This window comes from Phenylobacterium sp. (assembly GCF_046291545.1).
GTDB lineage: Bacteria > Pseudomonadota > Alphaproteobacteria > Caulobacterales > Caulobacteraceae > Phenylobacterium.
Genome location: NZ_JBKBSM010000013.1, coordinates 35,271 through 57,783, shown reverse-complemented (window position 1 = coordinate 57,783; position 22,513 = coordinate 35,271). Strand labels below are relative to the sequence as shown.

Here is a 22,513-nt window from a genome sequence, read left to right as displayed (position 1 = left end):
CTCGGCGTCCTCGACGCTGGCGACCAGGGCGACCTTGGCCTTGAGCTCGCGGGAGACTTCCAGCCCCAGCTCGACCAGCTCCTTCAGCGCCCGTTGCTGAAGATCGGCCATGTCGTCTGGGCTGAACATGAACAAAAAGAGAACATCAATCCAGCCCAAAGTCAAGGTTTTTCGCGCCGCCGGCATCCCTACGCCCGCGTCGCACGTATTCGAACCTGCATGGCGATTCGCGAAACGAGAGAGAACGGTGTTATGGTGAAGCCGACACATGAGGGAGTGCGACCATGACTCTGGCGCATGAACCGTCAGTCGCCGAAGTCGGACCGGCGTCGAACGTCCTGACCCTGGCGCCGGAACTGGCCCGCGCGCCATCGGCCTTTCGCACGGCGCTGAGCCTGATCGCCCGCGGCTGGACCTGCGGCGTGGTCACGTTCGAGCTGCCGAGCGGCCGGCAGATGCGCATCACCGGCGGCGAAGCAGGCCCCGAGGCGCGCCTGATCGTCCACGACTACCGCTTCATGAACCGGGTGATGGCGGCCGGCGACATCGGCTTCGCCGAGGGCTACATGGCCGGCGAATGGGACACGCCGGACCTTTCGGCCCTGCTGTCGGCGATGAGCCTGAACTTCGACGGCATCCAGCGGGTGGCCCTGGGCAGCCCCCTGGCCTGGCTGGTGAACCTCGCCGGCCATCTCATGAACGACAATTCGCGCAAAGGCTCGCGCCGCAACATCCATGCGCACTACGACCTGGGCAACGCCTTCTATTCGCGCTGGCTCGACCCCACCATGACCTACTCCTCGGCCCGCTATGAGCGGCCGGGACAGGCGCTGACCGAGGCGCAGCGCAACAAGTACCGCGCCCTGGCCCAGAGCATGGACCTGCGCCCCGAGCATCATGTGCTGGAGATCGGCTGCGGCTGGGGCGGCTTCGCCGAGTTCGCCGCCCGCGACCTGGGCGCGCGGGTCACCGGCATCACCATCTCCAAGGAACAGTACGACTTCGCCGCGCGGCGCATGTTCGAACAGGGCCTGGCCGAGCGCGCCGAGATCCGGCTGGTCGACTACCGCGACGTCCAGGGCCAGTACGACCGGGTGGCCTCCATCGAGATGTTCGAGGCGGTGGGCGAGCGCCACTGGCCGGCCTATTTCGCCAAGGTGCGCGAGGCCCTGGTCGGCGGCGGCCGCGCGGGCCTGCAAATCATCACCATCAAGGACGAGTTCTTCGCCGGCTACCGGCGGCGCGCGGACTTCATCCAGAAGTACATCTTCCCGGGCGGCATGCTGCCCTCGGAGAAGCGCCTGAAGGAGGAGACCGAGAAGGCCGGCCTGTCCTGGCGCGGGATCAGCCGCTTTGGCCAGAACTACGCCGACACCCTGGCCGAGTGGGGCCGCCGCTTCGAGGGCGCCTGGGACGACATCCGCCGCATGGGCTTCGACGAGCGCTTCCGCCGGCTATGGAAGTTCTACCTCTCCTATTGCGAGGCGGGCTTCCGCACCGAGCGCACCAACGTCGTCCAGCTCTCCCTCGGCCGCGCCTGAACGGCCCCCCGGAACGGGGGCCCCCTGGCCGTAGCGCGAAGCGTTGCTTAAGTAGCTGGCCATGACCATCGCTCGCAGCGTTCTCGACGCCATCGGCAACACCCCGCTGATCCGCCTCAACCGGGCCAGCGAAGCCACGGGATGCGAAATCCTGGGCAAGGCCGAGTTCCTCAACCCCGGACAGTCGGTCAAAGACCGCGCCGCCCTGTTCATCATCCGCGACGCCGAGGCGCGCGGCCTCCTGAAGCCCGGCGGCCGGATCGTCGAGGGCACGGCGGGCAACACCGGCATCGGCCTGGCCATGGTCGGCATGGCCAAGGGCTACAAGGCGACCATCGTCATCCCGCGCACCCAGAGCCAGGAGAAGAAGGACGCCATCCGCATCTACGGCGCCGAACTGGTCGAGGTGGACGCGGTCCCCTACGCCAACCCCAACAACTACGTGCGCTATTCCGGCCGGCTGGCCGAGGAGCTCGCCGCCAAGGAGCCGAACGGCGCCATCTGGGCCAACCAGTTCGACAACGTCGCCAACCGCCAGGCGCACGTCGAGACCACCGGACCGGAGATCTGGGAGCAGACCGGCGGCAGGGTCGACGGCTTCATCTGCGCCGTCGGCTCGGGCGGCACCCTGGCCGGCGTCGCCCAGGCCCTGCGCGAGCGCAAGCCGGACGTCGCCATCGGCCTGGCCGACCCCTACGGCGCGGCGCTCTATTCGTACTACACCACCGGGGAGCTGAAGGCCGAGGGCTCGTCGATCTCCGAAGGCATCGGCCAGGGCCGCATCACCGCCAACCTCGAGGGCCTGTCGGTGGACCGCGCCTACCGCATCAGCGACGAGGAGATGCTGCTGGCGATCTACGACCTCGTCGAACACGAGGGCCTGGTGATGGGCGGCTCCACGGGGGTCAACGTGGCGGGCGCCATCCGCCTGGCCAAGGACCTCGGCCCCGGGCACACCATCGTCACGGTCCTCTGCGACTACGGCCAGCGCTACCAGAGCAAGATCTACAATCCGGAATTCCTGAAGGAGCGCGGCCTGCCCCTGCCCGGCTGGCTGCGATGAGCGACCCGGTCGTCTCCACCGCCTGGCTGGGCGAACGCCTGGGCTCGCCGGACGTGGCGGTCGTCGACGCCACCTGGTTCATGCCGGCCGAGAACCGCTCCGGCCGCGCCGAGTTCGAGGCCGCCCACATTCCCGGCGCAGTGTTCTTCGACATCGACGCCGTCGCCGACACCACCGTCGACCTGCCGCACATGCTGCCGACGCCGCAGGCGTTCGCAGAGGCGGCCGGAGCGCTTGGCCTGTCGCCCGAGCTGCAGGTCGTGGTCTACGACGCCCACGGCCTGTTCTCGGCCCCCCGCGCCTGGTGGACGCTGCGGGCGATGGGCTTCGCCCATGTCCGCGTGCTGGACGGCGGGCTGCCGCGCTGGCGCAGCGAGGGCCGTCCGCTGGAGGCCGGCCCGCCGGCGCCGCGCCCCCGCGCCTTTTCCGCCCTGCCGGACTCCGGCCTGGTGCGGTCGCTGGAGGAGGTCCGGGCCATCCTCGACGACGGCTCCGCCCAGCTGGTTGACGCCAGGCCCGCCGCCCGCTTCCGCGGCGAGGCGCCCGAACCGCGCCCGGGCCTGCGCGGCGGCCACATGCCCGGCGCCTGCAACCTGCCCTTCGGCGCGGTGGTGGGACCGGACGGGGGCCTGAAGCCGGCGGCGGAGCTGCGCGGCGTCTTCGAGGCCGCGGGCGTGGACCTGTCGCGCCCGATCGTCACCACCTGCGGCTCGGGGGTGACCGCCTCGGTGCTGGCCCTGGCCCTGGCGCGCCTCGGCCTCGACCGCGTGCCGGTCTACGACGGCTCGTGGAGCGAGTGGGGCGCCCATCCCGACACCCCGGTGGTCACCGGCGCCTGAGCGGCTTCAGCGGATCGGCGGGGCGTAGAGGAGGCCCGGCTTCGGCGCGGTCCACAGGGCGTTCATCCCCCGCTCCAGCTTCAGGCCGGAGTCCGCCCCGATGTTGCGCCGGAAGATCTCGTCATAGGAGCCGACCTGCCGGATCGCCTGGTAGGCCCAGTCCTTCTTCAGGCTGAGCAGCGAGCCGTAGTCGTCCTCCAGACCGAGCAGACGGCGGGTGCGCGGGTCCGAAGCCGTCTCCAGCGAGCCCTCCGCGGTCTTGGAATTGACGCCCAGCTCCTCGGCGAGGATCAGGGCGTAGACGGTCCAGCGCACGATGTCGCTCCAGGCCGGGTCGTCCTGGCGCACCACCGGCCCTAGCGGCTCCTTGGAGATCACCGTCGGCAGGATCACGTGGGCGTTGGGGCTGTTCAGCACCGAGCGCGAGGCCGCCAGGGCCGATACGTCCGCCGAGAAGGCGTCGCACTTCTCGGCCTGGTAGGCGTTGCGCGCCTCCTCCTCCGACGCCGCCGGAACCGGGGTGTAGGTCAGGCCGCGGGCGCTGAAGTAGTCGGCCAGGTTGGTCTCGCTCGCCGTGCCGGTCTGCACGCAGATGCGCGCGCCGTTGAGCTCGTCGGCCGAGGTCAGGTTGAGCGCGCGGGGGGCCATGAAGCCCTGGCCGTCGAAATAGGTGGTGCCTGCGAAGTCCAGGCCCAGCCCCGCGTCCCGCGCCAGGGTCCAGGAGGTGTTGCGCGACAGGACGTCGATCCGCCCCGACTGCAAGGCCCCGAACCGGTCCTTGTTGTCGATCACCGTGAAGCGGACCTTCTTGGCGTCGCCCAGCGTCGCGGCCGCCACGGCCCGGCAGATGTCGACGTCGAACCCCTGCCAGACGCCCTTCACGTCCGGATAGGCGAAGCCCGGCAGGCCCGGGTGGACTCCGCAGGTCAGGTATCCCCGCGACTTCACGGCCTCGAGGGTGGGGCTGGGCGTGGCCTTGTACTCGGGCGTGGTGGTGGTGGCCGCCACCGGCGGCGGGGCGGCCGGCGCAGGATCGGCCGCCTTCTCGGTCCGGTCGCCGCAGGCGCTGAGGGAAAGCGCGAGGGGCAGAACCGCCGCGAGGCGTCTGATCATGCCGGGCTCCTTGATCGCCGGGGTTGGGGAGGGTCTAACTGTGAAGCACAGTTTCGCCCCCGTTCGCTCCGGCCCGCAACCCGCATGTCAGAAGAAACCCGCCTGATCCACGCCGGATCGACCGAACGCCCCCTGGTGAAGACCGTCGGCCCCGCCGTTCAGAAGGGCTCGACCGTGCTGCTGCCCAATGCGGCGGCGCTCTACGACGACGCCAACCACGTCACCTACGGCCGCCAGGGCCTCTCGGCCCAGGCCGCCCTGGTCGAGGCGTTGAACGAGCTGGAGGGCGCGCGGGCCACGACCCTCTATCCCTCCGGCCTCGCCGCCCTCGCCGGCGCCATGCTGGCCGTGCTGAAGGCCGGCGACGAGGTGCTGGTGGTGGACAGCGTCTACAAGCCCACCCGCCGCTTCTGCGACCGCGTGCTGGCCCGGTACGGCGTCGCCGTCCGCTACTACGACCCCCGCCTGTGCGCCGAGGACCTGCTTCGCATGGCGAACCCCGCCACCCGGCTGATCGTCCTCGAATCGCCCGGCTCCCTGACCTTCGAGATGCAGGACGTCCCGGCGATCGCGCGCCTGGCCCGTGAGCGGGACGTCCTCACCCTGGCCGACAACACCTGGGGCGCGGGATATCTGTTCAAGCCGCTGGCCCATGGCGTCGACATCAGCGTCCAGGCGCTGACCAAGTACGTCGGCGGCCATTCCGACGTCTTCATGGGCTCGGCCGCCACCGCCGACCCCAAGGTCGCGGCCCGGCTCGACGACGGCGTGCTCGACCTGGGCTGGGCGGTGAGCGGCGAGGAGGCCTACCAGATGCTGCGGGGCCTGCGGACCCTGCCCACGCGCCTGGCGCGCCACGGCGCAAGCGGCCTGAAGGTGGCTGGCTGGCTCGCCGCCCAGCCGCAGGTCGCCCGCCTCCTGCATCCGGCCCTGCCCGGCGATCCGGGGCACGCGATCTGGACGCGCGACTTCACAGGGGCCTGCGGACTGTTCGCCTTCGCCCTGGCCGACCCGGCCCCGCAGCGGGCCGTCGACGCCCTGCTGGACGCGCTGCAGCTCTTCGGCCTGGGGTTCTCCTGGGGCGGCTTCGAAAGCCTGGCCATCTCCTGCGAGCCGCAACTCGGCGCGCGGGCGTTCCGGCGCGACCATGGCGGGCCGCTCGTGCGCCTGCACGTCGGGCTGGAAGATCCCGACGACCTGATCGCCGACCTGCGCGGCGGCATCGCCGCCTTCGACGCCGCCCGATGAGGCCGGGCCGATGAGCCGGCCGCCGCCCGACTGGCTCGCCGCCTTCATTGCCGCCGAGCGCCTGCCGCCGGCCTTCGCCGAGACCGTGGAGCGCGTCTGGCGTCCCCTCGCCGGACGGATCGCGGCGGCGGCCCGGGGCCGGGGACCCGGCTTTGTGGTCGGGATCTGCGGTCCCCAGGCCAGCGGCAAGTCCACCGCCACGGCGGTGCTCGCCCGTCTGCTGGCCGACCACGGCCTGTCCGCCGCCTGCCTGTCGATCGACGACCTCTATCTGACCCGGGAGGAGCGCCGTCGCCTGGCCGAGCGGACGCACCCGCTGTTCGCCGTCCGCGGGCCTCCCGGCACGCACGACGTGGATCTGGGCGTGCGCCTGATGGAGGCCCTGGCCCGCCCAGGCGCCGTGGCCCTCCCCCGCTTCGACAAGGCCGCCGACACGCGCCGGCCCGAGGCCGAATGGGACGAGGTGCGCGCGCCCGTCGACGTCGTCCTCTTCGAAGGCTGGTGCGTCGGCGCCCGCCCCCAGGCGCCCGAGGCCTTGCGCCGGCCCGTCAATGCGCTGGAGCGCGAGCGCGACCCGCAAGGGGTCTGGCGCGCCTACGCCAACGCCCAGCTCGAGGGCCCCTACCGCGCCCTGTTCGACCGCATCGGGCTGCTGATCCTCCTGGCGCCGCCGGGATTCGAGACGGTGCTGGCCTGGCGGCGCGAGCAGGAGCGTAAGCTGCGCGAGCGCCTGGCCCGCGAAGGCCGGGATCTCGCGCTCTCGATGGACGACGACCAGGTCGCCGAGTTCATCGCCCACTACGAGCGCCTTACCCGGCACATCCTGGCCGAAATGCCGGCGCGCGCCGACGAGGTGGTCCGCCTGGACGCCGAGCGGCGGCCGCTTTCCCCTTGACCACCGTCACGTCAGGCGAGCCTTGTTGCGCTCAAATCATTCGGGAGCGAGCGCGATGGGTCCTTTCAAGCTTTTGATCAACGGCCAACTGGTCGACGGCGACGCCACCATGGACGTCCTCAATCCGGCGACGGAAGAGGTGCTGAGCGCCTGTCCCCGCGCCTCCAAGGCCCAGCTCGACCAGGCGGTCGCCGCGGCCAAGGCCGCCTTCCCCGCCTGGGCCGCCACCCCGATCGACGAGCGCCGCAAGGCCCTGGTGGCCATCGCCGACGTGATCCAGGCCAATGTCGCGGACCTCGGCCGCATCCTCACCCAGGAGCAGGGCAAGCCCCTGCAGGACGCCATGGGCGAAGCCTTCGGCGCCTCGGCCTTCTTCCGCTACTTCGCCAGCCTCGACCTGCCCGCGCAGGTGATCGAGGACAGCCCGCAGAAGAAGGTGGAGGTGCGCCGCCGCCCGCTCGGCGTGGTCGGCGCGATCGTGCCCTGGAACTTCCCGCTGATCCTGATGGCCTTCAAGGTGCCGGCGGCCCTCCTGGCCGGCAACACGGTGGTGCTGAAGCCGGCCGCCACCACGCCTCTGTCCACCCTGAAGATCGCCGAGCTGGTCAAGGACCTCTTGCCCCCCGGCGTGCTTAACGTGATCGCCGACGCCAACGACCTGGGCGGGGAGATCACCAAGCATCCGGACATCCGCAAGGTCTCCTTCACCGGCTCCACCGAGACCGGCAAGAAGGTGATGGCCGGCGCCGCCGAGGCCCTGAAGCGCATCACCCTGGAGCTCGGCGGCAATGACGCCGGCATCGTCCTGGGCGACGTGAACCCGGTCGAGACCGCGCCGAAGATCTTCAACGCCGCCTTCCAGAACTCGGGCCAGGTCTGCATCGCCATGAAGCGGGTCTACGTCCACGAGAGCATCTACGACGCCATGTGCGACGAGCTGGCCAAGCTGGCCGAGGCCGCCGTGGTCGGCGAGGGTCTGCAGCAAGGCGTGCAGATGGGGCCGCTGCAGAACAAGGCCCAGTACGAAAAGGTGCTCGGCTACATCGAGGCGGGCCGCAAGGACGGCAAGATCATCGCCGGCGGCGTCCCCCACGAGGGCAAGGGCTACTTCATCCGCCCGACCATCGTGCGCGACATCGACGACGGCTCGCGCCTGGTCGACGAGGAGCAGTTCGGCCCGGTCCTGCCGCTCATCAAGATCAAGGACGGCGAGGACGCCCTGCGCCGGGCCAACAATTCGTCCTACGGCCTGGGCGGCTCGATCTGGTCCAACGACCTGGACGCCGCCTACGAGCTGGCCACCCGGATGGACACCGGCACGGTCTGGATCAACAAGCACGCCGACCTCGCCCCCAACGTGCCGTTCGGCGGGGCGAAGATGTCGGGCATCGGGACCGAGCTCGGGGAAGCGGGCCTGGCCGAATTCACCCAGGCGCACGTCATCAACATGGCCCGCGCCTGACGCCGAGCGCCGCCGAACCGCAGCCCGGTTCGGCGGCGAACGTCCTGCTCGTCAGGCCGGGGTTCCCAGCGCCTCCAGGGCCCGCGCCTTGACCGCCTTGTAGTCGACCTTGCCATTGGGCGCGCGGCCGACCGCGTCGACCACCACCAGTTCGCGCGGCGCCTTGTAGTGGGCCAGGTGCGCCTTGACGTGCTCGGCGGCTTCGGAGAGCTCGAGGCCCTCGGCGCCGGCCTGCAGCTCCACCACCGCGCAGATCCGCTCGCCGAAGCGCTTGTCGGGCACGCCGACGACCACGGCGTCGCGCACCGCGGGATGGGTCTTCAGCGCCTCCTCCACCTCCTCGGGGAAGACCTTCTCGCCGCCGGTGTTGATGCACTGGGACCCGCGGCCGAGGAGCTTGAGCGAGCCGTCGGGATTGACCTCCGCCCAGTCGCCCGGGATCGACCAGCGCACGCCCTCGATCTCCCTGAAGGTCTTGGCGCTCTTTTCCGGGTCCTTGTAGTAGCCCACCGGCAGAAAGCCGGAGACCGCCACCTGCCCCCGCTCGCCCGAGCCGGGCTCCACGCGCCGGCCGTCCTCGGTGAAGACCGCGCAGGTCGGGCCGAGCATGAAGGCCGCGGTCTGGGCCTCCGCCCCCGGCGCCGAGGCCGAGGCGCCCAGCCCGACCGCTTCCGACGAGCCCAGGCTGTCGAAGATCATGGCGTTGGCGCAGTAGGACAGGAGCCCCTTCTTGTTGTCCTGGCTCCACATCGAGCCGGACGAGCTCATCGAGCGCACGCACGACAGGTCCCAGCGCCCCGGATTGGCCTCCAGCGCTTCGAGCATCGGCGCGGAGAAGGCGAGGCCCACGATGACGATCCCGTCGGCGCGCAGGCGCTCGGCCTCGTTCCACAGCTCGATGGCGCTGAACTGGCGGGAGGGCAGCGTGGCCACCGTGCCGCCGAGGTTCAGGGTGATGAAGGCCGAGAACTGGCCGGTGCCGTGCATCAGCGGCGGCGCCACGAGGGAGGTCCAGGGGCTCGGCCCCGCCGGATCGAGCCGGTCGGCCGCCGCCTCGACGCTGGTGATCGGCTCGACGCCGAACGCCGCATAGCCGCCGGCGCCGATGACGTTGAACAGGTCGTCCTGGCGCCACATCACCCCTTTGGGCATCCCCGTGGTGCCGCCGGTGTAGAGCAGCAGCAGATCGTCGGGCGAGCGGCCCCAGGGGGCGCGGAAGGGACGGCTGGGCGCGGGGCGGGCGACGAGGGTCTCGTAGTCCAAGGCCCAGTCCGGCGCGGCGCAGCCGGGCTCGGCGACCGCCACCCACGCCTTCACCCTGGACAGGCGCGGGCGGATCGGCGCCAGGGTCTCGGCGAAGCTGGCGTGGAAGACCACAGCCTCGGCGTCGGCGTTGTCGAACAGGTAGAAGAGCTCTTCGGGCCCGTAGCGATAGTTGGTGTTGACCGGCGCCAGCCCCGCCTTGAAGGCCGCGTAGTAGGCTTCCAGGTACTCCGGCCCGTTGTAGAGGTACGCCGCCACCTTGGCCTGGCGTCCGAGCCCGGCCTCCACCAGGGCCGCCGCCAGGGCGTCGGCGCGGGCGTCGAACTGGCCCCAGGTGAGCACCCGCCCGCCCTGGATCTGCGCCGGCCGGTCCGGCTGGCGGGCGGCGATCGCCTCCCATACGTCCGCAAACGTCCAGGCGCTCATGCGCTCCTCCCTTATAACGCGTTATGAAAGGAGTTGAGGCGCTAGGCGCTACGGAAGTCAACGGGGACGCGCCCCTGGCGCGCCCGGCAGGACTCGAACCTGCAACCGTCCGCTTAGAAGGCGGATGCTCTATCCGGTTGAGCTACGGGCGCGGCGTGGACGTCAGTGCGTCCAGGGGATCTTGCGGCCGAAGGCGAAGTTGTCCGCATAGGCCTTGATGATGCGCTTGGCGGGCTTGGGGTCCTGGAGCTGGAAGGAGATCCCGTGGTGCTGGGCGTAGGCGATCGCCTCCTCCTTGGTCTCGAAGGACAGGCGGATCTGGCCGTCGGTGTCGTTCGTCACCGTCCAGCCCATCAGGGCGTCGGGCGCGCGCGCCGATCTGGGTTCGAACTCCAGAACCCAGTCGTGGGTCTTCGCCTTGCCGGACTGCATGGCGTTCTTGGACGGACGATAGATGCGCGCGAGCATGCCTTGATCCCTTAAGACCTCGCTGGCGCGCTGGTCGGGGCGGCGTGATTCGAACACGCGACCCTCTGCTCCCAAAGCAGATGCGCTACCAGGCTGCGCTACGCCCCGATCGAGCGCCAGCGGAGGCCGTCTCTTGCCACGCAAGCGCCCGCGCCGCAACGCGCGGCTTGCCGCCCCCGCGCTCAGGCGCGCTGGTGCATCAGCTTGAACACGCCGGTGGCGCGCACGACGTCGCGGCCGCCGACATAGGCGCGCCCCTCCACGAAGGCGACCTCGCGGGTCACGCGGGTGACCCTGGCCTCCCCCATCACCCATTCGCCGGCCCGCGCCATGTGCAGGAAATTGACCGACAGGTTGATGGTCACGCCCTTCTTGCCCGAGGCGCGCCACACCGCCGCGCCGAACAGCCCGTCGATGAACGAGCTCAGCATGCCGCCGTGCACCAGGCCCAGGCCGTTGGTGTGGCGCTTCAGGGCGTAGAAGGCGTGGCTCACCGGCTCGTCGTCGGCGCTGCGCCTGTGGAACTGCGGCCCGTTGTGGGTGGAGTACGGCCCCCGCTCGCGGGTCATCACATAGCCCTCGGGCGGCGGGGGAATCGTTTCGTCGTCAGTCACGCGGGAAGATCCGATGCAGCACGCGGTCGCCGGGCAACAGCCCGATCTCGGCCGCCCGGCCGCCGGGGATCTCCAGCACCCCCAGGACGGGACCGCCGGAGGGCAGCGGCGTCTCGTCCTTGGGACGGGCGTTGCGCACGATGGAAAGCACGCGGCCGTCGGCCTTGATGTAGACGATGTCGAGCGGGATGTAGGTGTTGCGCATCCAGAACGCGGCGTCGCGCGGCGTCTTGAAGTCGAACAGCATGCCGCGGTCCGGCGCGAGCGAGGTGCGATACATCAGCCCCCGGGCGCGGGTGGCGTCGTTGTCGACCACCTCGACCATGAACCGGGTGCGCCCCTTGTCGGTGACGACCTCGAGCGGCTCAAGCTTGGCCGGCGCGGCCGAGGCGCAGGCGCCGGAGGCCAGCGCCGCGGCGGCGCCGAGCGCCAGCACGGCGCGGCGGGGGAACAGGGGTCCACGCATGGGTCTTTCCGGGGGCCGATCAGCCATGCCCCCTCTTAGCCGCGAGCGCGCCGCCGAGCGAGCCCCTTCAGGCGTTGGCTTCGATCTCGGCCACCACCAGGCCCTTGGGGCCTTCGGCGAAGCGCACCATCACGTCGTCGCCCGGCTGCAGGTCCTCGATGCCCGAGCGCCGCAGGGTCTCGATGTGAACGAAGATGTCCCCGGGCTCGCCGTCGCGCACGACGAAGCCGTAGCCCTTGGCCCGGTTGAACCACTTGACCTTGGCCCGCTCCAGCGGCCCGCGGGGGGTCATCGGCCGGCGCGGCGGGCGCGCCTGGAATCCGCGGTCGAAGCCGTCCCGCTCGCGCCGGAATCCGCCATGGTCGTCCTGTCGTCGCCGCTCGCTGGGCGGCGGGGCGGCGCTCTCGTCGAGGTCGACGACCTCGGCGACCTGCCAGCCCTTGGGTCGGCGGATCACGTCGCAGACGATGATCGCCCCTTCGAGCGCGCTCTCACGCCCGGCGTTGCGCAGGGACGTGACATGCAAGAGCACGTCCTTCAAGTCGGTCTGGCTGGGGTCATCGGGAACGATGAAGCCGTAGCCCTTCCCAGCGTCGAACCACTTAACGCGCCCGCTGATCCGCACGGATTCTCCGTGCATGCCAGCCCCATCAAAGTCGTAACCAGACATCTGCCCCTCTGGCCCGGCCTCCCCCGATCCGATAGACCCGGGCCAGCTATAACACTGTTCTCGTAAGTTAACGTGCGTCAATGGGGGTTTTTCAATGCAGGCAGGCGTTTGCCGCATTTTCTCGCGCCTTGGGCGAGGTCTGCGTGGCAGTCCCTAGGGGAGTCGAACCCCTCTTTTCAGGTTGAAAACCTGACGTCCTAACCGATAGACGAAGGGACCGCGGACGCGAGGGCGGCTCTATATCCGCCTTCCCCCTGGGGCGCAACCCCGCGAAACGTCAGAAATGCGACGCTTCCTGGGGATGAAGCTAGACGGCCTGCCGCCGGGGGTCGGCGACGTCCTCGATCTCGAACTCCACGCCCTCGCGGCCCTTCCAGTCGTCGGCCTTCAGGCGGCCGGCCACGTGGACGGCGCCGCCCTCCGAAAGCAGTCTGCGGCCGAGCTCGGTGTCCTCGCAGCGCCAGGCCACCGCCTTCAGCCTGCCGCCCGAGGCGTCCGCCAGGGTCAGGCGGACATGCCCCCCGCGCAGGGCCATCGGGCGTTCCACGCGCACGTCGGCGGCGGCGAACAGCGGCTCGGGGTTGCCGGGGCCGAAGGGCGCCAGGCGCTGGAAGTCCGTCAGCAGGACGCGGTCGGCGCCGCGGGCGGTGATCAGGGCGTCGATGTCCAAGGCGTCCTCGGCCGCCGCGCTCTCGGTCTCCTGGGCCAGGGCCTCGCACAGGAAGGCGTCGAGCTCGGTCAGGGCGTCGGGCCGCGCAGTCAGGCCGGCGGCCATGGCGTGGCCGCCGCCGGCCAGCAGCAGGCCGGCCTCGAAGGCGCCCTGCACGGCGCGGCCCAGGTTCACCCCCGGCTGCGAGCGGCCCGACCCCTTGGCCACGTTCGCCGCCCGGTCGATCCCCACCACGATGGCCGGCTTGCGGTAGCGCTCGCGCAGCCGCCCGGCGACGATGCCGATGACGCCGGGATGCCAGTCGTCGGCCGAGACCAGGGTCAGCGGGGCCTCGGCGCGGTTGCTCTGGTGCTCGATGCGGCGCACGGCCTCTTCGAAGACCTCCCGCTCCACCTCCTTGCGCGAGGCGTTGAGGGCGTCGAGCTCCAGGGCCAGCTTGTGGGCTTCCTGTGGATCGTCGGTGGACAGAAGGCGGGCGCCGAGATCGGCGCGGCCGATCCGCCCGCCGGCGTTGATGCGCGGCCCCAGGATGAAGCCGGCATGGAAGGTCGAGGCCGGCCCCTGGCTCGCGGCCACCTCCAGCAGCGCCTTCAGGCCCGGATTGCGCCAGGACGACATCACGCGCAGCCCCTGGGCGGTGAGCGCTCGGTTGAAGCCGACGAGCTGGGTCACGTCGCAGATGGCGCCGAGGGCGGCCAGGTCCAGCCACTGGCGCAGGTCCGGCTCGGCGCGGTCGGCGAACAGCCCCCGGCGGCGGGCTTCGCGGTTCAGGGCCGCCAGGAGCACGAAGGTCACCCCGGCCGCGGCCAGGCAGCCCTGCCCCGAGGCGCACCCGGGGCGGTTGGGATTGACCAGCGCCGCGGCCGGCGGCACGTCGTCGCGCATCAGGTGATGGTCGATGACCACCACCTCCAGCCCGATCTGGGCCGCGTACTCCAGGGCCTCGCAGGCGGCGGCGCCGCAGTCCACCGTCACGACCAGTTCGGCCCCGGCCTCCTTCAGGCGGCGGAAGGCGGCGGGCGACGGCCCGTACCCCTCGGTGATCCGGTCCGGCACGTAGATCGGCAGGTCGCGGCCCATGGCCCGGAACCAGCGCACGAGCTGGGCGGCGCTGGAGGCCCCGTCGACGTCATAGTCGGCGAAGACGCTCATCGGCCGCCCGCGCTCGACGGCGTCGACCAGAATCTCGGCGGCCCGGTCCATGTCGAGAAAGCTCGACGGGTCGGGAAACTGCGCCTTGAGCGTCGGGTTCAGATAGGATTCGCCCGCGTCGGGGCCGACGCCGCGCGCGGCCAGGGCGCGGGCCAGCGGCTCGGACAGGCCCAGCGACAGGCGGTGGCGGCGGACGACGTCCGGATCGGCCGCCCGCTCGCGCCAGCGGCGGCCGGTGAGCGAGCGCGTCACGCCCAGATAGCCGGCCAGGGACGAGCCGTCGGCCATGCTTAGGCCCCCTGCCCGCGCCTGGCGACGGCCGGCGCCATCCTCAGGCCTTGCGACGCATCCGCACTTCGCGGACCGTCCCTGTGGACGAATTCATCACCAGGGTGTGGGTGTGGACGAAGCCGCCCGACAGCCGCACCCCGTCGAGCAGCGCGCCCTTGGTGACGCCGGTGGCCGCGAAGATCGCGTCCGCCCGGACCATCTCGTGCAGGTCGTACTTCTTGTCGAGGTCGGTGATGCCCACCCGCTTTGCGCGGGCGCGCTCGTCGGCGTTGCGGAACACGAGGCGGCCCTGGAACTGGCCGCCCACGCACTTGAGCGCGGCGCAGGCCAGCACGCCCTCGGGCGCGCCGCCCTGGCCGATGTAGAGGTCGACGCCGGTCTCGGGATCGGCGGTGTTGATCACGCCGGCCACGTCGCCGTCGGTGATCAGATAGACCCGCGCGCCCACCGAACGGACGCTGGCGATGATGTCGGCGTGGCGCGGCCGGTCCAGCACGCAGACCGTGATCTCCTCGGGCGGGACGCCCTTGGCCTTGGCCATCGCCTTGACGTTGTCGGCGGGCGAGGCGTCCAGGTCGATCACCCCGGCCGGATAGCCCGGTCCGCAGGCGATCTTGTCCATGTAGGTGTCGGGGGCGTTGAGCAGCGTGCCCTTGGGCGCCCAGGCCATCACCGCCAGGGCGTTGGCCATCGCCTTGGCCGTCAGCGTCGTGCCTTCCAGGGGGTCCAGGGCGATGTCGATCTTGGGGCCCTTGCCCGTGCCGACCTTCTCGCCGATGTAGAGCATGGGCGCCTCGTCGCGCTCGCCCTCGCCGATGACGATCTCGCCGTCGATGGCCAGGTCGTTGAGCGCCGTGCGCATGGCGTCGACGGCCGCCTGGTCCGCCGCCTTCTCGTCGCCGCGTCCCACAAGGCTCCAGGCGGCGATGGCGGCGATCTCCGTCACCCGAACCGCGTCCAGCACCAGACCGCGGTCCAACACCTCTCCACTCATCAACCTCTCCCGAACGTTGTCGTCCGCGCCGCCCAAGCGCGGGATTATCGAAGGATTCTCAGATACGCGCGATGCGCAACAGCCGCGGCGGGGCGATCACCGCCGGCAGCTTCTCGATCTGCAAGATCGCCGCCATCAGCACGGACTCGGCCACCGCATGGGTGGTCAGGACGATCGGCACCCCGTCGGCGTTCTCCACCGGCTTCTGCAGGAAGCTCTCGATCGAGACCCCCGCCTCGGCCAGGGTCTCGGACACCGCGGCGATCACGCCCGGCTCGTCCTTGACCATCAGGCGCAGGTAGGCGCGGGTCTGGCTCTTGCTGGGATCCACCGGCACGAACGGCTGCAGCTTCTGGGCCGGCCGCTGGAACACCGGCCGCACGGCCCGCGTCATCACGTCGGCGATGTCGGCGGCCACGGCCGCGGCGGTCGGGCCCGAGCCCGCGCCGGGCCCCTGGATGAAGATGCGGCCGATGCGCTCGCCCTCGATGAACAGGGCGTTCAGCGCCCCGCCCGCCTGGGCCAGCGGATGGCTGAGCGGGGCCAGGGACGGATGCACCCGCACCAGCACCCCGTCCTCGGAGCGGTCGGCGGAGGCCACCAGCTTGATCCGGTAGCCCAGGTCCTTGGCGAGCTTGATGTCCAGGAGTTCGACCTGGTCGATGCCCTCGATCTCGGCGGCGGCGTAGTTGGGCGCGCAGCCGAAGGCCAGGGCCGCCAGGATCGAGATCTTGTGGGCCGCGTCGAAGCCGCCCACGTCCATGGTCGGCTCGGCCTCGGCGTAGCCCAGCCGCTGGGCCTCGGCGAGGACGTCGGCGAAAGCCCGCTCGCCGGCCTCCATCTCGGTCAGGATGTAGTTGCAGGTGCCGTTGAGGATGCCGGCCACCGAGCGCACCCGGTCGCCGACCATCGCCTCGCGCAGCATCTTCACCGCCGGGGTGCCGCCCATCACGGCCGCCTCGAACAGTAGCGGCGCGCCCTTGGCCTCGGCCAGGGCGGCGAGTTCGGCGCCGTGCTCGGCGATCAGCGCCTTGTTCGCCGTCACCACCGGCTTTCCCGCCCGCAGGGCCGCCTCGACCGCGGCCTTGGCCGGACCGTCCGAGCCGCCGATCAGCTCGACGAAGACGTCGGTGTCCGGCGAGATCGCCAGCGCCACCGGATCGTCGAACCACGGCAGGTTGGAGATGTCGAACGGCCGCGGGCGCGAGCGCGAGCGCGCGGACACCCCAGACACTACGGCCCGGCCTCCGGCCGGGGCGAAATCTGGATTCTCGGCCAGGAAGTTGAGAAGCCCGGCGCCGACGGTGCCAAGGCCCGCCACGCCGATCCGAAACACGTCTCCGCTCATTGCGCCGCCAGGGTGTTGTGGGCCCGCCCGAGGATCTCGTCGGCGTTGGCCAGGAACTTCTTCACGTTGCGCGCCGCCTGGCGGATCCGGTGCTCGTTCTCCACCAGGCCGACGCGGACATAGCCTTCGCCATACTCGCCGAAGCCGACGCCCGGGGCGACGGCCACGCCCGCCTCCTCGACCAGCAGCTTGGCGAACAGCATCGAGCCGGCTTCCTTGAACTGCTCGGGCACGGGGGCCCAGGCGAACATCGAGGCCGGCGGCGCGGGGATGTCCCAGCCCGCGCGCTTCATGGCGCCGACCAGAGTGTCGCGCCGGGCCTTGTAGATGCTACGGATCTCGGCGACGCAGTCCTGCGGGCCGTTCAGCGCGGCGGCCGCGGCCACCTGGATCGGCGTGTAGGCGCCGTAGTCCAGATAGGACTTCACCCGCGCCAGCGCCGAGCACATCCGCTCGTTGCCGACCACCATGCCGACGCGCCAGCCGGCCATGGCGTAGGTCTTCGACAGCGAATTGACCTCGACCGCGATGTCCTTGGCGCCTTCGATCTGCAGGATCGAGGGCGGCGGGTTGTCGTCGAAGTAGATCTCCGAATAGGCGATGTCGGAGATCACCAGAAGGTCGTGCTTGCGCGCCAGCGACAGCACTTCGCGGTAGAAGTCCAGGTCGACGCACTGGGCCGTCGGGTTCGACGGATAGGAGACGATCAGCACGCTCGGCGGCGGGGCCGAGTGCTTCACCGCCCGGCTGATGCCCGACAGGTACTCCTCCGGCGACAGGGCCGGCACATGGCGGATGACCCCGCCGGCCATGATGAAGCCGTAGGCGTGGATCGGATAGGCCGGGTTCGGGCAGATGATCACGTCGCCCGGCGCCGTCAGGGCCTGGGCCAGATTGGCGAAGCCTTCCTTCGAGCCGAGGGTGGCGATCACCTCGGTGTCCGGGTTCAGCTTCACGCCGAAGCGCCGCTCGTAGTAGCCGGCCATCGCCCGGCGCAGGCCGATGATGCCCTTGGAGGCGGAATAGCGTCCGGCCTTGGGATCGCGGGCGGTCTCGATCAGCTTGTCGACGATGTGCTTGGGCGTCGGCATGTCGGGGTTGCCCATGCCGAAGTCGATGATGTCGACGCCCTCGGCGCGCATGCGCGCCTTGATGCGGTTCACCTCCTCGAGGACGTAGGGGGGAAGGCGTCGGATACGGTGGAATTCGGGGGTCATGTGGAGCTCTGGCCGCGCCTGGCGGCGAAAGGGAGCTGAAGTCGCGCATGGATAGACTCCGCCTCGGAGTCCGCCAAGCAGGTTCCTGGGATTTTGCGCCTCCGCGGGCCGTTATCTCGGCGACGGAGGCGGTGTAGCTCGCTCGCGGGCGGCTCGGGCGAAGGCTTCGGTGTCTGCGCCGGCGTTGGGCGCGCGCTCGCGCCCGGCCGCCGCGGCGGCCTGGTCGGCGAAGGCTTCGGTGCCGCCCAGGCTCCAGTTGCCGGGCGCGGTCTCGCGTTCGAGCTTCTCGCGGGCGGCGACCACCTCGGCGGCCGCCTGGCCCCAGGCCTTCAGGGGCCGCTGGTCGGTCGGCCGCTTGGGGATGTCCTGGAAGGAGGGATAGGTCTTTTCGGTCGTGGCGGTCCGGGCCACTTCGGCGGCGATCGGCGAGGCCGGATCGACCGGCGCGGCGGCGAACGGATTGGACACGCCGCCCGCGCACCCGGCCAGCAAAGCCGCCGCGCCGACGGCCGCGCCGGCGCGCAGGTTCGGCTGTCGGCCCCCAAGGCGCCGTGAAGGCTTCACAAATCGGTCTCGCCGGGCGTTCATTACAACGGCTCTTATGCGATGATCGCCGCCAACGAAAGAGCGTGACGTCTTGTCCCGGGAGGAAGGTCGTATGAGTGAGCAGCCGTCGCGGCCGATGAAGGCGCCCTCGCCGGCGTCCGCCGGGGGCGAAAAGGCCAAGTCCGGCAAGGCGAAGGACGGCAAGAAGTCCGCCAAGGCCGCCGGCAAGGCCAAGACCAAGGACAAGGCGGCCGCCGCGGCGGCGCCCCCTGCCCCTGCGGTCGCCGAACCCGCCCGGGCCGAGCCGGCGCCAGCGGCGCCCGGCGCACCAGGCGCGGCGGCGGCCTCGCCGCTCTCCGGTCCCCAGCGCGAGGTCATCGAAAAGCTCAGCGCCAATCTGGCGCGGGCGGCCCTGACCGCCCAGGGCGCGATCGCCGAGGCGGCCCTACGCCAGGCCGACCGCCCCTCGGGCCTGTCGCCGGATCCCTTCCACGTCGCCCCGGCGCTGACCGAGGTGATGGGCCGGCTGGCCGCCCAGCCGGACCGGCTGATGCGCGCCCAGGCCGACCTGTTCAGCCGCTACATGGAACTGTGGCAGTCCGCCGCCCGCCGGGCGATGGACGGCGAGACGGTCGATCCGGTGGTGCGCCCCGAAAAGGGCGACAAGCGCTTCAACGATCCCGAATGGGCCGAGAACCCGATCTTCGACACCATCAAGCAGTCCTACCTGCTGACGGCCAACTGGCTGAACGGCCTGGTGGCCGACGTGCAGGACGTCGATCCCATGGCCAAGCGGCGGGTCGAGTTCTTCATGAAGATGCTGACCGACGCGTTCTCGCCGTCGAACTTCCTGGTCTCCAATCCCGCCGCCCTGAAGGCGGTGATGGACAGCCACGGCGAGAGCCTGGTGCGCGGCATGGAGAACTTCGCCGCCGACCTGGAACGCGGCGGCGGGCAACTGGCGATCAGCCAGACCGACTACGAGATGTTCAGGATCGGCGAGAACGTCGCCACGGCGCCGGGCAAGGTGATCTTCCAGAACGACATCATCCAGCTCCTGCAGTTCGATCCGACCACCGAGCAGGTGCACGAGATTCCGCTGCTGATCTTCCCGCCCTGGATCAACAAGTTCTACATCCTCGACCTGCGCCCGGAAAACTCGATGATCCGCTGGCTCACCAGCCAGGGGATCACGGTCTTCGTCGTCTCCTGGGTCAACCCGGACGCGGCGCTCGCGACCAAGACCTTCGAGGACTACATGGTCGAGGGCATCTACGCGGCCTCGACCGCGGTGATGAAGCAGTGCGACGTGGAGACGGTGAACACCGTCGGCTACTGCATCGGCGGCACCCTGTTGTCGTCCACCCTCGCCCACATGGCCGCCATCGGCGACAAGCGGATCGGATCGGCGACCTTCTTCGCCGCCCAGCAGGATTTCACCGAGGCCGGCGACCTCCTGCTCTTCACCAACGAGGACTGGCTGAAGACGCTTGAAGGCAAGATGGACGAGGGCGGCGGGGTGCTCTCCGGCCAGGCCATGGCCGACACCTTCAACGTGCTGCGCTCCAACGACCTGATCTGGTCGTTCTTCGTCTCCAACTACCTGATGGGCAAGGAGCCACGGCCGTTCGACCTTCTGTTCTGGAACTCCGACCAGACGCGGATGCCCAAGACCCTGCACCTGTTCTATCTGCGCAAGTTCTACGGGGAGAACGCCCTGGCGAAGGGCGAGCTGGAGCTCGGCGGCGTCAAGCTGGACCTCTCAAAGGTCAAGACGCCGATCTACGTGCAGTCGTCGAAGGAAGACCACATCGCCCCGGCCCGTTCGGTCTACAAGGGCGCGCGCCTGTTCGGCGGTCCGGTCACCTTCACCATGTCGGGCTCGGGCCACATCGCCGGCGTCATCAACGCGCCGGCCGCGAAGAAGTACCAGCACTGGACCAATTCGGAGCTGCCCCCCACCCTCGAGGAATGGCAGGCCGGCGCGGTGGAGACCCCGGGCTCATGGTGGCCGCACTGGGCCGAGTGGCTGAAGTCCCGCTCGGGCAAGATGGTCCCGGCCCGCGATCCCGCCCATGGCAAGTTCAACCCGATCGAGGACGCGCCAGGCAGCTATGTGAAGGTGAAGTCCTGAGCCCCGTCAGGCCGGCGCGAACTTCAGCGCCACGCCGTTGTTGCAGTAGCGCAGGCCCGTGGGCCGGGGGCCGTCTTCGAAGACGTGCCCCTGGTGGCCCAGGCAGCGGGCGCAGTGATACTCGGTGCGCGGCACGCCGATCTTGAAGTCGGTCTTCTTGCCGAGCGCTCCCTTGATCGCCGTGTAGAAGCTCGGCCAGCCGGTGCCGCTTTCGAACTTCCAGTCCGACCGGAAGAGCGGCAGGTCGCATCCGGCGCAGGCGAAGACGCCCTTGCGATGCTCCTTCAGGAGCGGGCTGGTGAAGGGCCGCTCGGTGGCTTCATGGCGCAGCACCTGATAGGCGGGCCCCGACAGGCGCTTCTTCCACTCCGCATCGGACAGGCGCCGCCAGGGACTATCCTCGTAGGGTCCCGCGGCGCGGGCGAAGCCGGGGGCGCCGGCGATGGCGAGGGCCGATCCCATCAGGAACCGGCGGCGGTCGAGACGGTCCGTCGTGGCGTTCATGCCCCTAGATACGGCGCCGGCGGCCCTGCGGTTACATCACCGGGGCGAATTTTCCCCCGCCGGGGCGCGCCAGACATAGAGGGCGTCGGGCTCGCGCTCCTCGTTGCCGGCGCCGTCGGTGAGCGCTTCCAGCACGAAGCCCCTGGCTTCGTAGAAGGCCCGGGCGCGCAGGTTCTTCTGGAAGGTCCAGAGCCGCCGCTCGGTCCCGTCCGCCAGGGCCAGCCGCAGGAGCCGGGGCCCGAGGCCCCGCCCCTGATGATCGGGATGGACGAACAGGTGGTCGATCCAGCCTGGGCGGAAGGCGACATAGGCGCGCGCCTCGCCGTCGATCTCGGCGACGCGCACGTCCCGCTTGGGCAGGAGTTCGTGGGCGAAGAACCAGAGGTCCTCCTGCGGCGTGTGCAGGTCCGGCAGGAAGGCCAGGCTGCGCCGCACCGTCAGCCGGTGCAGCCGCGCCAGCGCCTCGGCGTCGCCAGGCAGGGCGCGCCGCACGATCACGCCGCCCCTTTCCGAGCGGCGGCGGGCGGTTCGCATCGGGGGCGCGCCTTGGCCATGGGCGGACTGTCCCGCCGCGGGCGCGCCGCATCAAGCCGCTTCAAGCCTGAAGCTCGACCCCGGCGGCTTCGTCCAGGCCCAGCATGATGTTGAGGTTCTGGACCGCCGCGCCCGAGGCGCCCTTGCCGAGATTGTCCAGCAGCGCCACCAGCCGCGCCTGGGCGCCGTCGGCCCCGGAGAACACGAACAGCCGCATGCGGTTGCTCCCGTTCAGCGCCTCCGGATCGAGGGCTGCGACATAGCCGGCGGCCCCTGCGCGGGCCTTCTGCAGGTCGGCGCATTCGGCGGCGCTGGCCACCTCCACGAACCGTTCGCCGGCGTAGGCCGCCTCCAGCGCCGCGTGCAGGTCCGCCGGGGCCGGCCTGCCGGGAAGCGCCCACAGCTGCAGCGGAACCTCCACCAGCATCCCCTGGGCGTAGCGGCCGACGGCGGGGGCGAACAGCGGCGGATGGGCCAGGCCCGTGTGGATCTGCATCTCGGGCAGGTGCTTGTGCGCCAGGGTCAGGCCATAGGCGCGGAAGGCGTCCTGCGTGCCCGCAGGCGGCCCCTGCTCGAACTCGGCGATCAGCCCCTTGCCGCCGCCCGAATAGCCCGAGACGGCGTTCACGGTGACCGGGAAGTCGGCCGGCAGCAGCCCGGCGTCCACCAGCGGCCGCACCAGGGCGATGAAGCCGGTGGGATAGCACCCCGGATTGGCGACCCGGGTGGCGGCGGCGATGTCCCGGCGCTGGGTCCGCGACATCTCGGCGAACCCGTAGGTCCAGCCCGGCGCGGTGCGGAAGGCGGTGGAGGCGTCCACCACCTTCACGGCGTTCGACGAGATCATCGACACCGCCTCGCGCGAGGCGTCGTCGGGCAGGCAGAGCACCACCGCGTCGGCGGCGTTCAAGAGCTCGCGCCGGGCCTCGGCGTCCTTACGCCGCTCCGGGTCGATCGACAGGATCTCAAGGTCGGTGCGGCCGGCCAGCCGGTCGCGGATCTGCAGGCCCGTGGTGCCCGCCTCGCCGTCGATGAATACCGTGTGAGCCATGGAA

21 protein-coding genes and 3 tRNA genes are annotated in these 22,513 nt (G+C 70.8%); 7 read left to right on the top strand and 17 right to left on the bottom strand.

The annotated features are described in order from the left end of the window. Positions 1-284: 284 nt before the first annotated feature. From ACK4YQ_RS17905 to sseA, 3 genes are all read left to right on the top strand, one after another. Positions 285-1,541 (top strand): class I SAM-dependent methyltransferase, encoded by a 1,257-nt coding sequence (locus ACK4YQ_RS17905; protein WP_409613250.1) that lies wholly within the window; start codon positions 285-287, stop codon positions 1,539-1,541. A gap of 61 nt (positions 1,542-1,602) precedes the next feature. Next, positions 1,603-2,604, top strand: coding sequence for a cysteine synthase A (locus tag ACK4YQ_RS17900; protein ID WP_409613248.1), 1,002 nt, complete (start codon positions 1,603-1,605; stop codon positions 2,602-2,604). Beyond that, entirely contained in the window at positions 2,601-3,443 is an 843-nt protein-coding gene (gene sseA / locus ACK4YQ_RS17895) for a 3-mercaptopyruvate sulfurtransferase (RefSeq protein ID WP_409613246.1), read from the top strand. The genes ACK4YQ_RS17900 and sseA overlap by 4 nt, the downstream gene beginning before the upstream one ends. A gap of 6 nt (positions 3,444-3,449) precedes the next feature. Here the strand turns inward: sseA and ACK4YQ_RS17890 are convergent, their stop codons facing one another. After that, positions 3,450-4,556, bottom strand: a complete 1,107-nt coding sequence (locus ACK4YQ_RS17890; protein ID WP_409613245.1) for an amino acid ABC transporter substrate-binding protein — start codon at positions 4,554-4,556, stop codon at positions 3,450-3,452. 84 nt (positions 4,557-4,640) lie between these two features. On the opposite strand from ACK4YQ_RS17890, the gene metC reads away from it, so the two are divergent. From metC to ACK4YQ_RS17875, 3 genes are read left to right on the top strand one after another with little or no spacing between them, the layout of a single operon-like run. Beyond that, the gene (gene metC / locus ACK4YQ_RS17885) at positions 4,641-5,804 is read left to right on the top strand and encodes a cystathionine beta-lyase (protein ID WP_409613244.1); all 1,164 of its coding nucleotides are present in this window, start codon (positions 4,641-4,643) and stop codon (positions 5,802-5,804) included. Between the two features lie 10 nt (positions 5,805-5,814). Next, on the top strand, positions 5,815-6,699 hold the full coding sequence (locus ACK4YQ_RS17880; RefSeq protein WP_409613243.1) for a kinase: 885 nt from the start codon (positions 5,815-5,817) through the stop codon (positions 6,697-6,699). A 55-nt stretch (positions 6,700-6,754) separates the two neighbouring features. Further along, positions 6,755-8,161, top strand: a complete 1,407-nt coding sequence (locus ACK4YQ_RS17875) for an aldehyde dehydrogenase family protein (RefSeq protein ID WP_409613241.1) — start codon at positions 6,755-6,757, stop codon at positions 8,159-8,161. Between the two features lie 51 nt (positions 8,162-8,212). Here ACK4YQ_RS17875 and ACK4YQ_RS17870 read toward each other — a convergent pair whose 3' ends face one another. The 13 genes from ACK4YQ_RS17870 to ACK4YQ_RS17810 form a co-directional block, all read right to left on the bottom strand. Beyond that, entirely contained in the window at positions 8,213-9,850 is a 1,638-nt protein-coding gene (locus ACK4YQ_RS17870; protein WP_409613239.1) for an AMP-binding protein, read from the bottom strand. 75 nt (positions 9,851-9,925) lie between these two features. Further along, positions 9,926-10,002, bottom strand: a tRNA-Arg gene (locus ACK4YQ_RS17865). Between the two features lie 10 nt (positions 10,003-10,012). Next, positions 10,013-10,318, bottom strand: a complete 306-nt coding sequence (locus ACK4YQ_RS17860; RefSeq protein WP_409613237.1) for an ETC complex I subunit — start codon at positions 10,316-10,318, stop codon at positions 10,013-10,015. A 31-nt stretch (positions 10,319-10,349) separates the two neighbouring features. Next, positions 10,350-10,426, bottom strand: a tRNA-Pro gene (locus tag ACK4YQ_RS17855). Between the two features lie 74 nt (positions 10,427-10,500). Continuing rightward, the gene (locus tag ACK4YQ_RS17850; RefSeq protein ID WP_409613235.1) at positions 10,501-10,932 is read right to left on the bottom strand and encodes a PaaI family thioesterase; all 432 of its coding nucleotides are present in this window, start codon (positions 10,930-10,932) and stop codon (positions 10,501-10,503) included. Then, positions 10,925-11,398, bottom strand: coding sequence for a DUF192 domain-containing protein (locus ACK4YQ_RS17845; RefSeq protein ID WP_409613233.1), 474 nt, complete (start codon positions 11,396-11,398; stop codon positions 10,925-10,927). Before ACK4YQ_RS17845 ends, ACK4YQ_RS17850 begins: the two co-directional genes overlap by 8 nt. Before the next feature lie 67 nt (positions 11,399-11,465). Continuing rightward, entirely contained in the window at positions 11,466-12,068 is a 603-nt protein-coding gene (locus tag ACK4YQ_RS17840) for a cold-shock protein (RefSeq protein WP_409613231.1), read from the bottom strand. Positions 12,069-12,212: 144 nt separating this feature from the next. Next, positions 12,213-12,287: transfer RNA gene (locus tag ACK4YQ_RS17835), tRNA-Glu, on the bottom strand. Positions 12,288-12,375: 88 nt separating this feature from the next. Next, positions 12,376-14,178, bottom strand: a complete 1,803-nt coding sequence (gene recJ / locus ACK4YQ_RS17830) for a single-stranded-DNA-specific exonuclease RecJ (protein ID WP_409613229.1) — start codon at positions 14,176-14,178, stop codon at positions 12,376-12,378. A 43-nt stretch (positions 14,179-14,221) separates the two neighbouring features. After that, the gene (glpX, locus tag ACK4YQ_RS17825; RefSeq protein WP_409613227.1) at positions 14,222-15,175 is read right to left on the bottom strand and encodes a class II fructose-bisphosphatase; all 954 of its coding nucleotides are present in this window, start codon (positions 15,173-15,175) and stop codon (positions 14,222-14,224) included. 58 nt (positions 15,176-15,233) lie between these two features. Continuing rightward, complete coding sequence (locus ACK4YQ_RS17820; protein WP_409613225.1) at positions 15,234-16,511, bottom strand: homoserine dehydrogenase; 1,278 nt, start codon at positions 16,509-16,511, stop codon at positions 15,234-15,236. Between the two features lie 8 nt (positions 16,512-16,519). Next, positions 16,520-17,740 (bottom strand): LL-diaminopimelate aminotransferase, encoded by a 1,221-nt coding sequence (locus tag ACK4YQ_RS17815; RefSeq protein WP_409613224.1) that lies wholly within the window; start codon positions 17,738-17,740, stop codon positions 16,520-16,522. A gap of 111 nt (positions 17,741-17,851) precedes the next feature. Beyond that, the gene (locus ACK4YQ_RS17810; protein WP_409613222.1) at positions 17,852-18,208 is read right to left on the bottom strand and encodes a hypothetical protein; all 357 of its coding nucleotides are present in this window, start codon (positions 18,206-18,208) and stop codon (positions 17,852-17,854) included. Positions 18,209-18,398: 190 nt separating this feature from the next. Between ACK4YQ_RS17810 and phaC the strand changes: the two genes are divergently transcribed. Further along, entirely contained in the window at positions 18,399-20,420 is a 2,022-nt protein-coding gene (gene phaC, locus ACK4YQ_RS17805) for a class I poly(R)-hydroxyalkanoic acid synthase (RefSeq protein ID WP_409613220.1), read from the top strand. A gap of 6 nt (positions 20,421-20,426) precedes the next feature. On the opposite strand, the gene msrB is transcribed toward phaC, so the two are convergent. The 3 genes from msrB to argC form a co-directional block, all read right to left on the bottom strand. After that, positions 20,427-20,924, bottom strand: a complete 498-nt coding sequence (gene msrB / locus ACK4YQ_RS17800) for a peptide-methionine (R)-S-oxide reductase MsrB (protein WP_409613219.1) — start codon at positions 20,922-20,924, stop codon at positions 20,427-20,429. A gap of 36 nt (positions 20,925-20,960) precedes the next feature. Next, a complete protein-coding gene (locus ACK4YQ_RS17795; RefSeq protein ID WP_409613217.1) occupies positions 20,961-21,458 on the bottom strand; it encodes an N-acetyltransferase family protein in 498 nt (165 codons plus the stop codon). A gap of 61 nt (positions 21,459-21,519) precedes the next feature. Continuing rightward, positions 21,520-22,509 (bottom strand): N-acetyl-gamma-glutamyl-phosphate reductase, encoded by a 990-nt coding sequence (gene argC, locus ACK4YQ_RS17790; RefSeq protein WP_409613215.1) that lies wholly within the window; start codon positions 22,507-22,509, stop codon positions 21,520-21,522. Between the last annotated feature and the right edge of the window lie 4 nt (positions 22,510-22,513).

Coding starts and splice junctions, on each gene's coding strand:
- msrB (WP_409613219.1), bottom strand. CDS start 20,924: ATGAACGCCACGACGGACCGTCTCGACCGCCGCCGGTTCCTGATGGGA.
- ACK4YQ_RS17795 (WP_409613217.1), bottom strand. CDS start 21,458: ATGCGAACCGCCCGCCGCCGCTCGGAAAGGGGCGGCGTGATCGTGCGG.
- ACK4YQ_RS17890 (WP_409613245.1), bottom strand. CDS start 4,556: ATGATCAGACGCCTCGCGGCGGTTCTGCCCCTCGCGCTTTCCCTCAGC.
- ACK4YQ_RS17845 (WP_409613233.1), bottom strand. CDS start 11,398: ATGCGTGGACCCCTGTTCCCCCGCCGCGCCGTGCTGGCGCTCGGCGCC.
- ACK4YQ_RS17900 (WP_409613248.1), top strand. CDS start 1,603: ATGACCATCGCTCGCAGCGTTCTCGACGCCATCGGCAACACCCCGCTG.
- glpX (WP_409613227.1), bottom strand. CDS start 15,175: ATGAGTGGAGAGGTGTTGGACCGCGGTCTGGTGCTGGACGCGGTTCGG.
- ACK4YQ_RS17880 (WP_409613243.1), top strand. CDS start 5,815: ATGAGCCGGCCGCCGCCCGACTGGCTCGCCGCCTTCATTGCCGCCGAG.
- phaC (WP_409613220.1), top strand. CDS start 18,399: ATGAGTGAGCAGCCGTCGCGGCCGATGAAGGCGCCCTCGCCGGCGTCC.
- ACK4YQ_RS17815 (WP_409613224.1), bottom strand. CDS start 17,740: ATGACCCCCGAATTCCACCGTATCCGACGCCTTCCCCCCTACGTCCTC.
- argC (WP_409613215.1), bottom strand. CDS start 22,509: ATGGCTCACACGGTATTCATCGACGGCGAGGCGGGCACCACGGGCCTG.
- sseA (WP_409613246.1), top strand. CDS start 2,601: ATGAGCGACCCGGTCGTCTCCACCGCCTGGCTGGGCGAACGCCTGGGC.
- ACK4YQ_RS17875 (WP_409613241.1), top strand. CDS start 6,755: ATGGGTCCTTTCAAGCTTTTGATCAACGGCCAACTGGTCGACGGCGAC.
- ACK4YQ_RS17840 (WP_409613231.1), bottom strand. CDS start 12,068: ATGTCTGGTTACGACTTTGATGGGGCTGGCATGCACGGAGAATCCGTG.
- metC (WP_409613244.1), top strand. CDS start 4,641: ATGTCAGAAGAAACCCGCCTGATCCACGCCGGATCGACCGAACGCCCC.
- recJ (WP_409613229.1), bottom strand. CDS start 14,178: ATGGCCGACGGCTCGTCCCTGGCCGGCTATCTGGGCGTGACGCGCTCG.
- ACK4YQ_RS17905 (WP_409613250.1), top strand. CDS start 285: ATGACTCTGGCGCATGAACCGTCAGTCGCCGAAGTCGGACCGGCGTCG.
- ACK4YQ_RS17870 (WP_409613239.1), bottom strand. CDS start 9,850: ATGAGCGCCTGGACGTTTGCGGACGTATGGGAGGCGATCGCCGCCCGC.
- ACK4YQ_RS17860 (WP_409613237.1), bottom strand. CDS start 10,318: ATGCTCGCGCGCATCTATCGTCCGTCCAAGAACGCCATGCAGTCCGGC.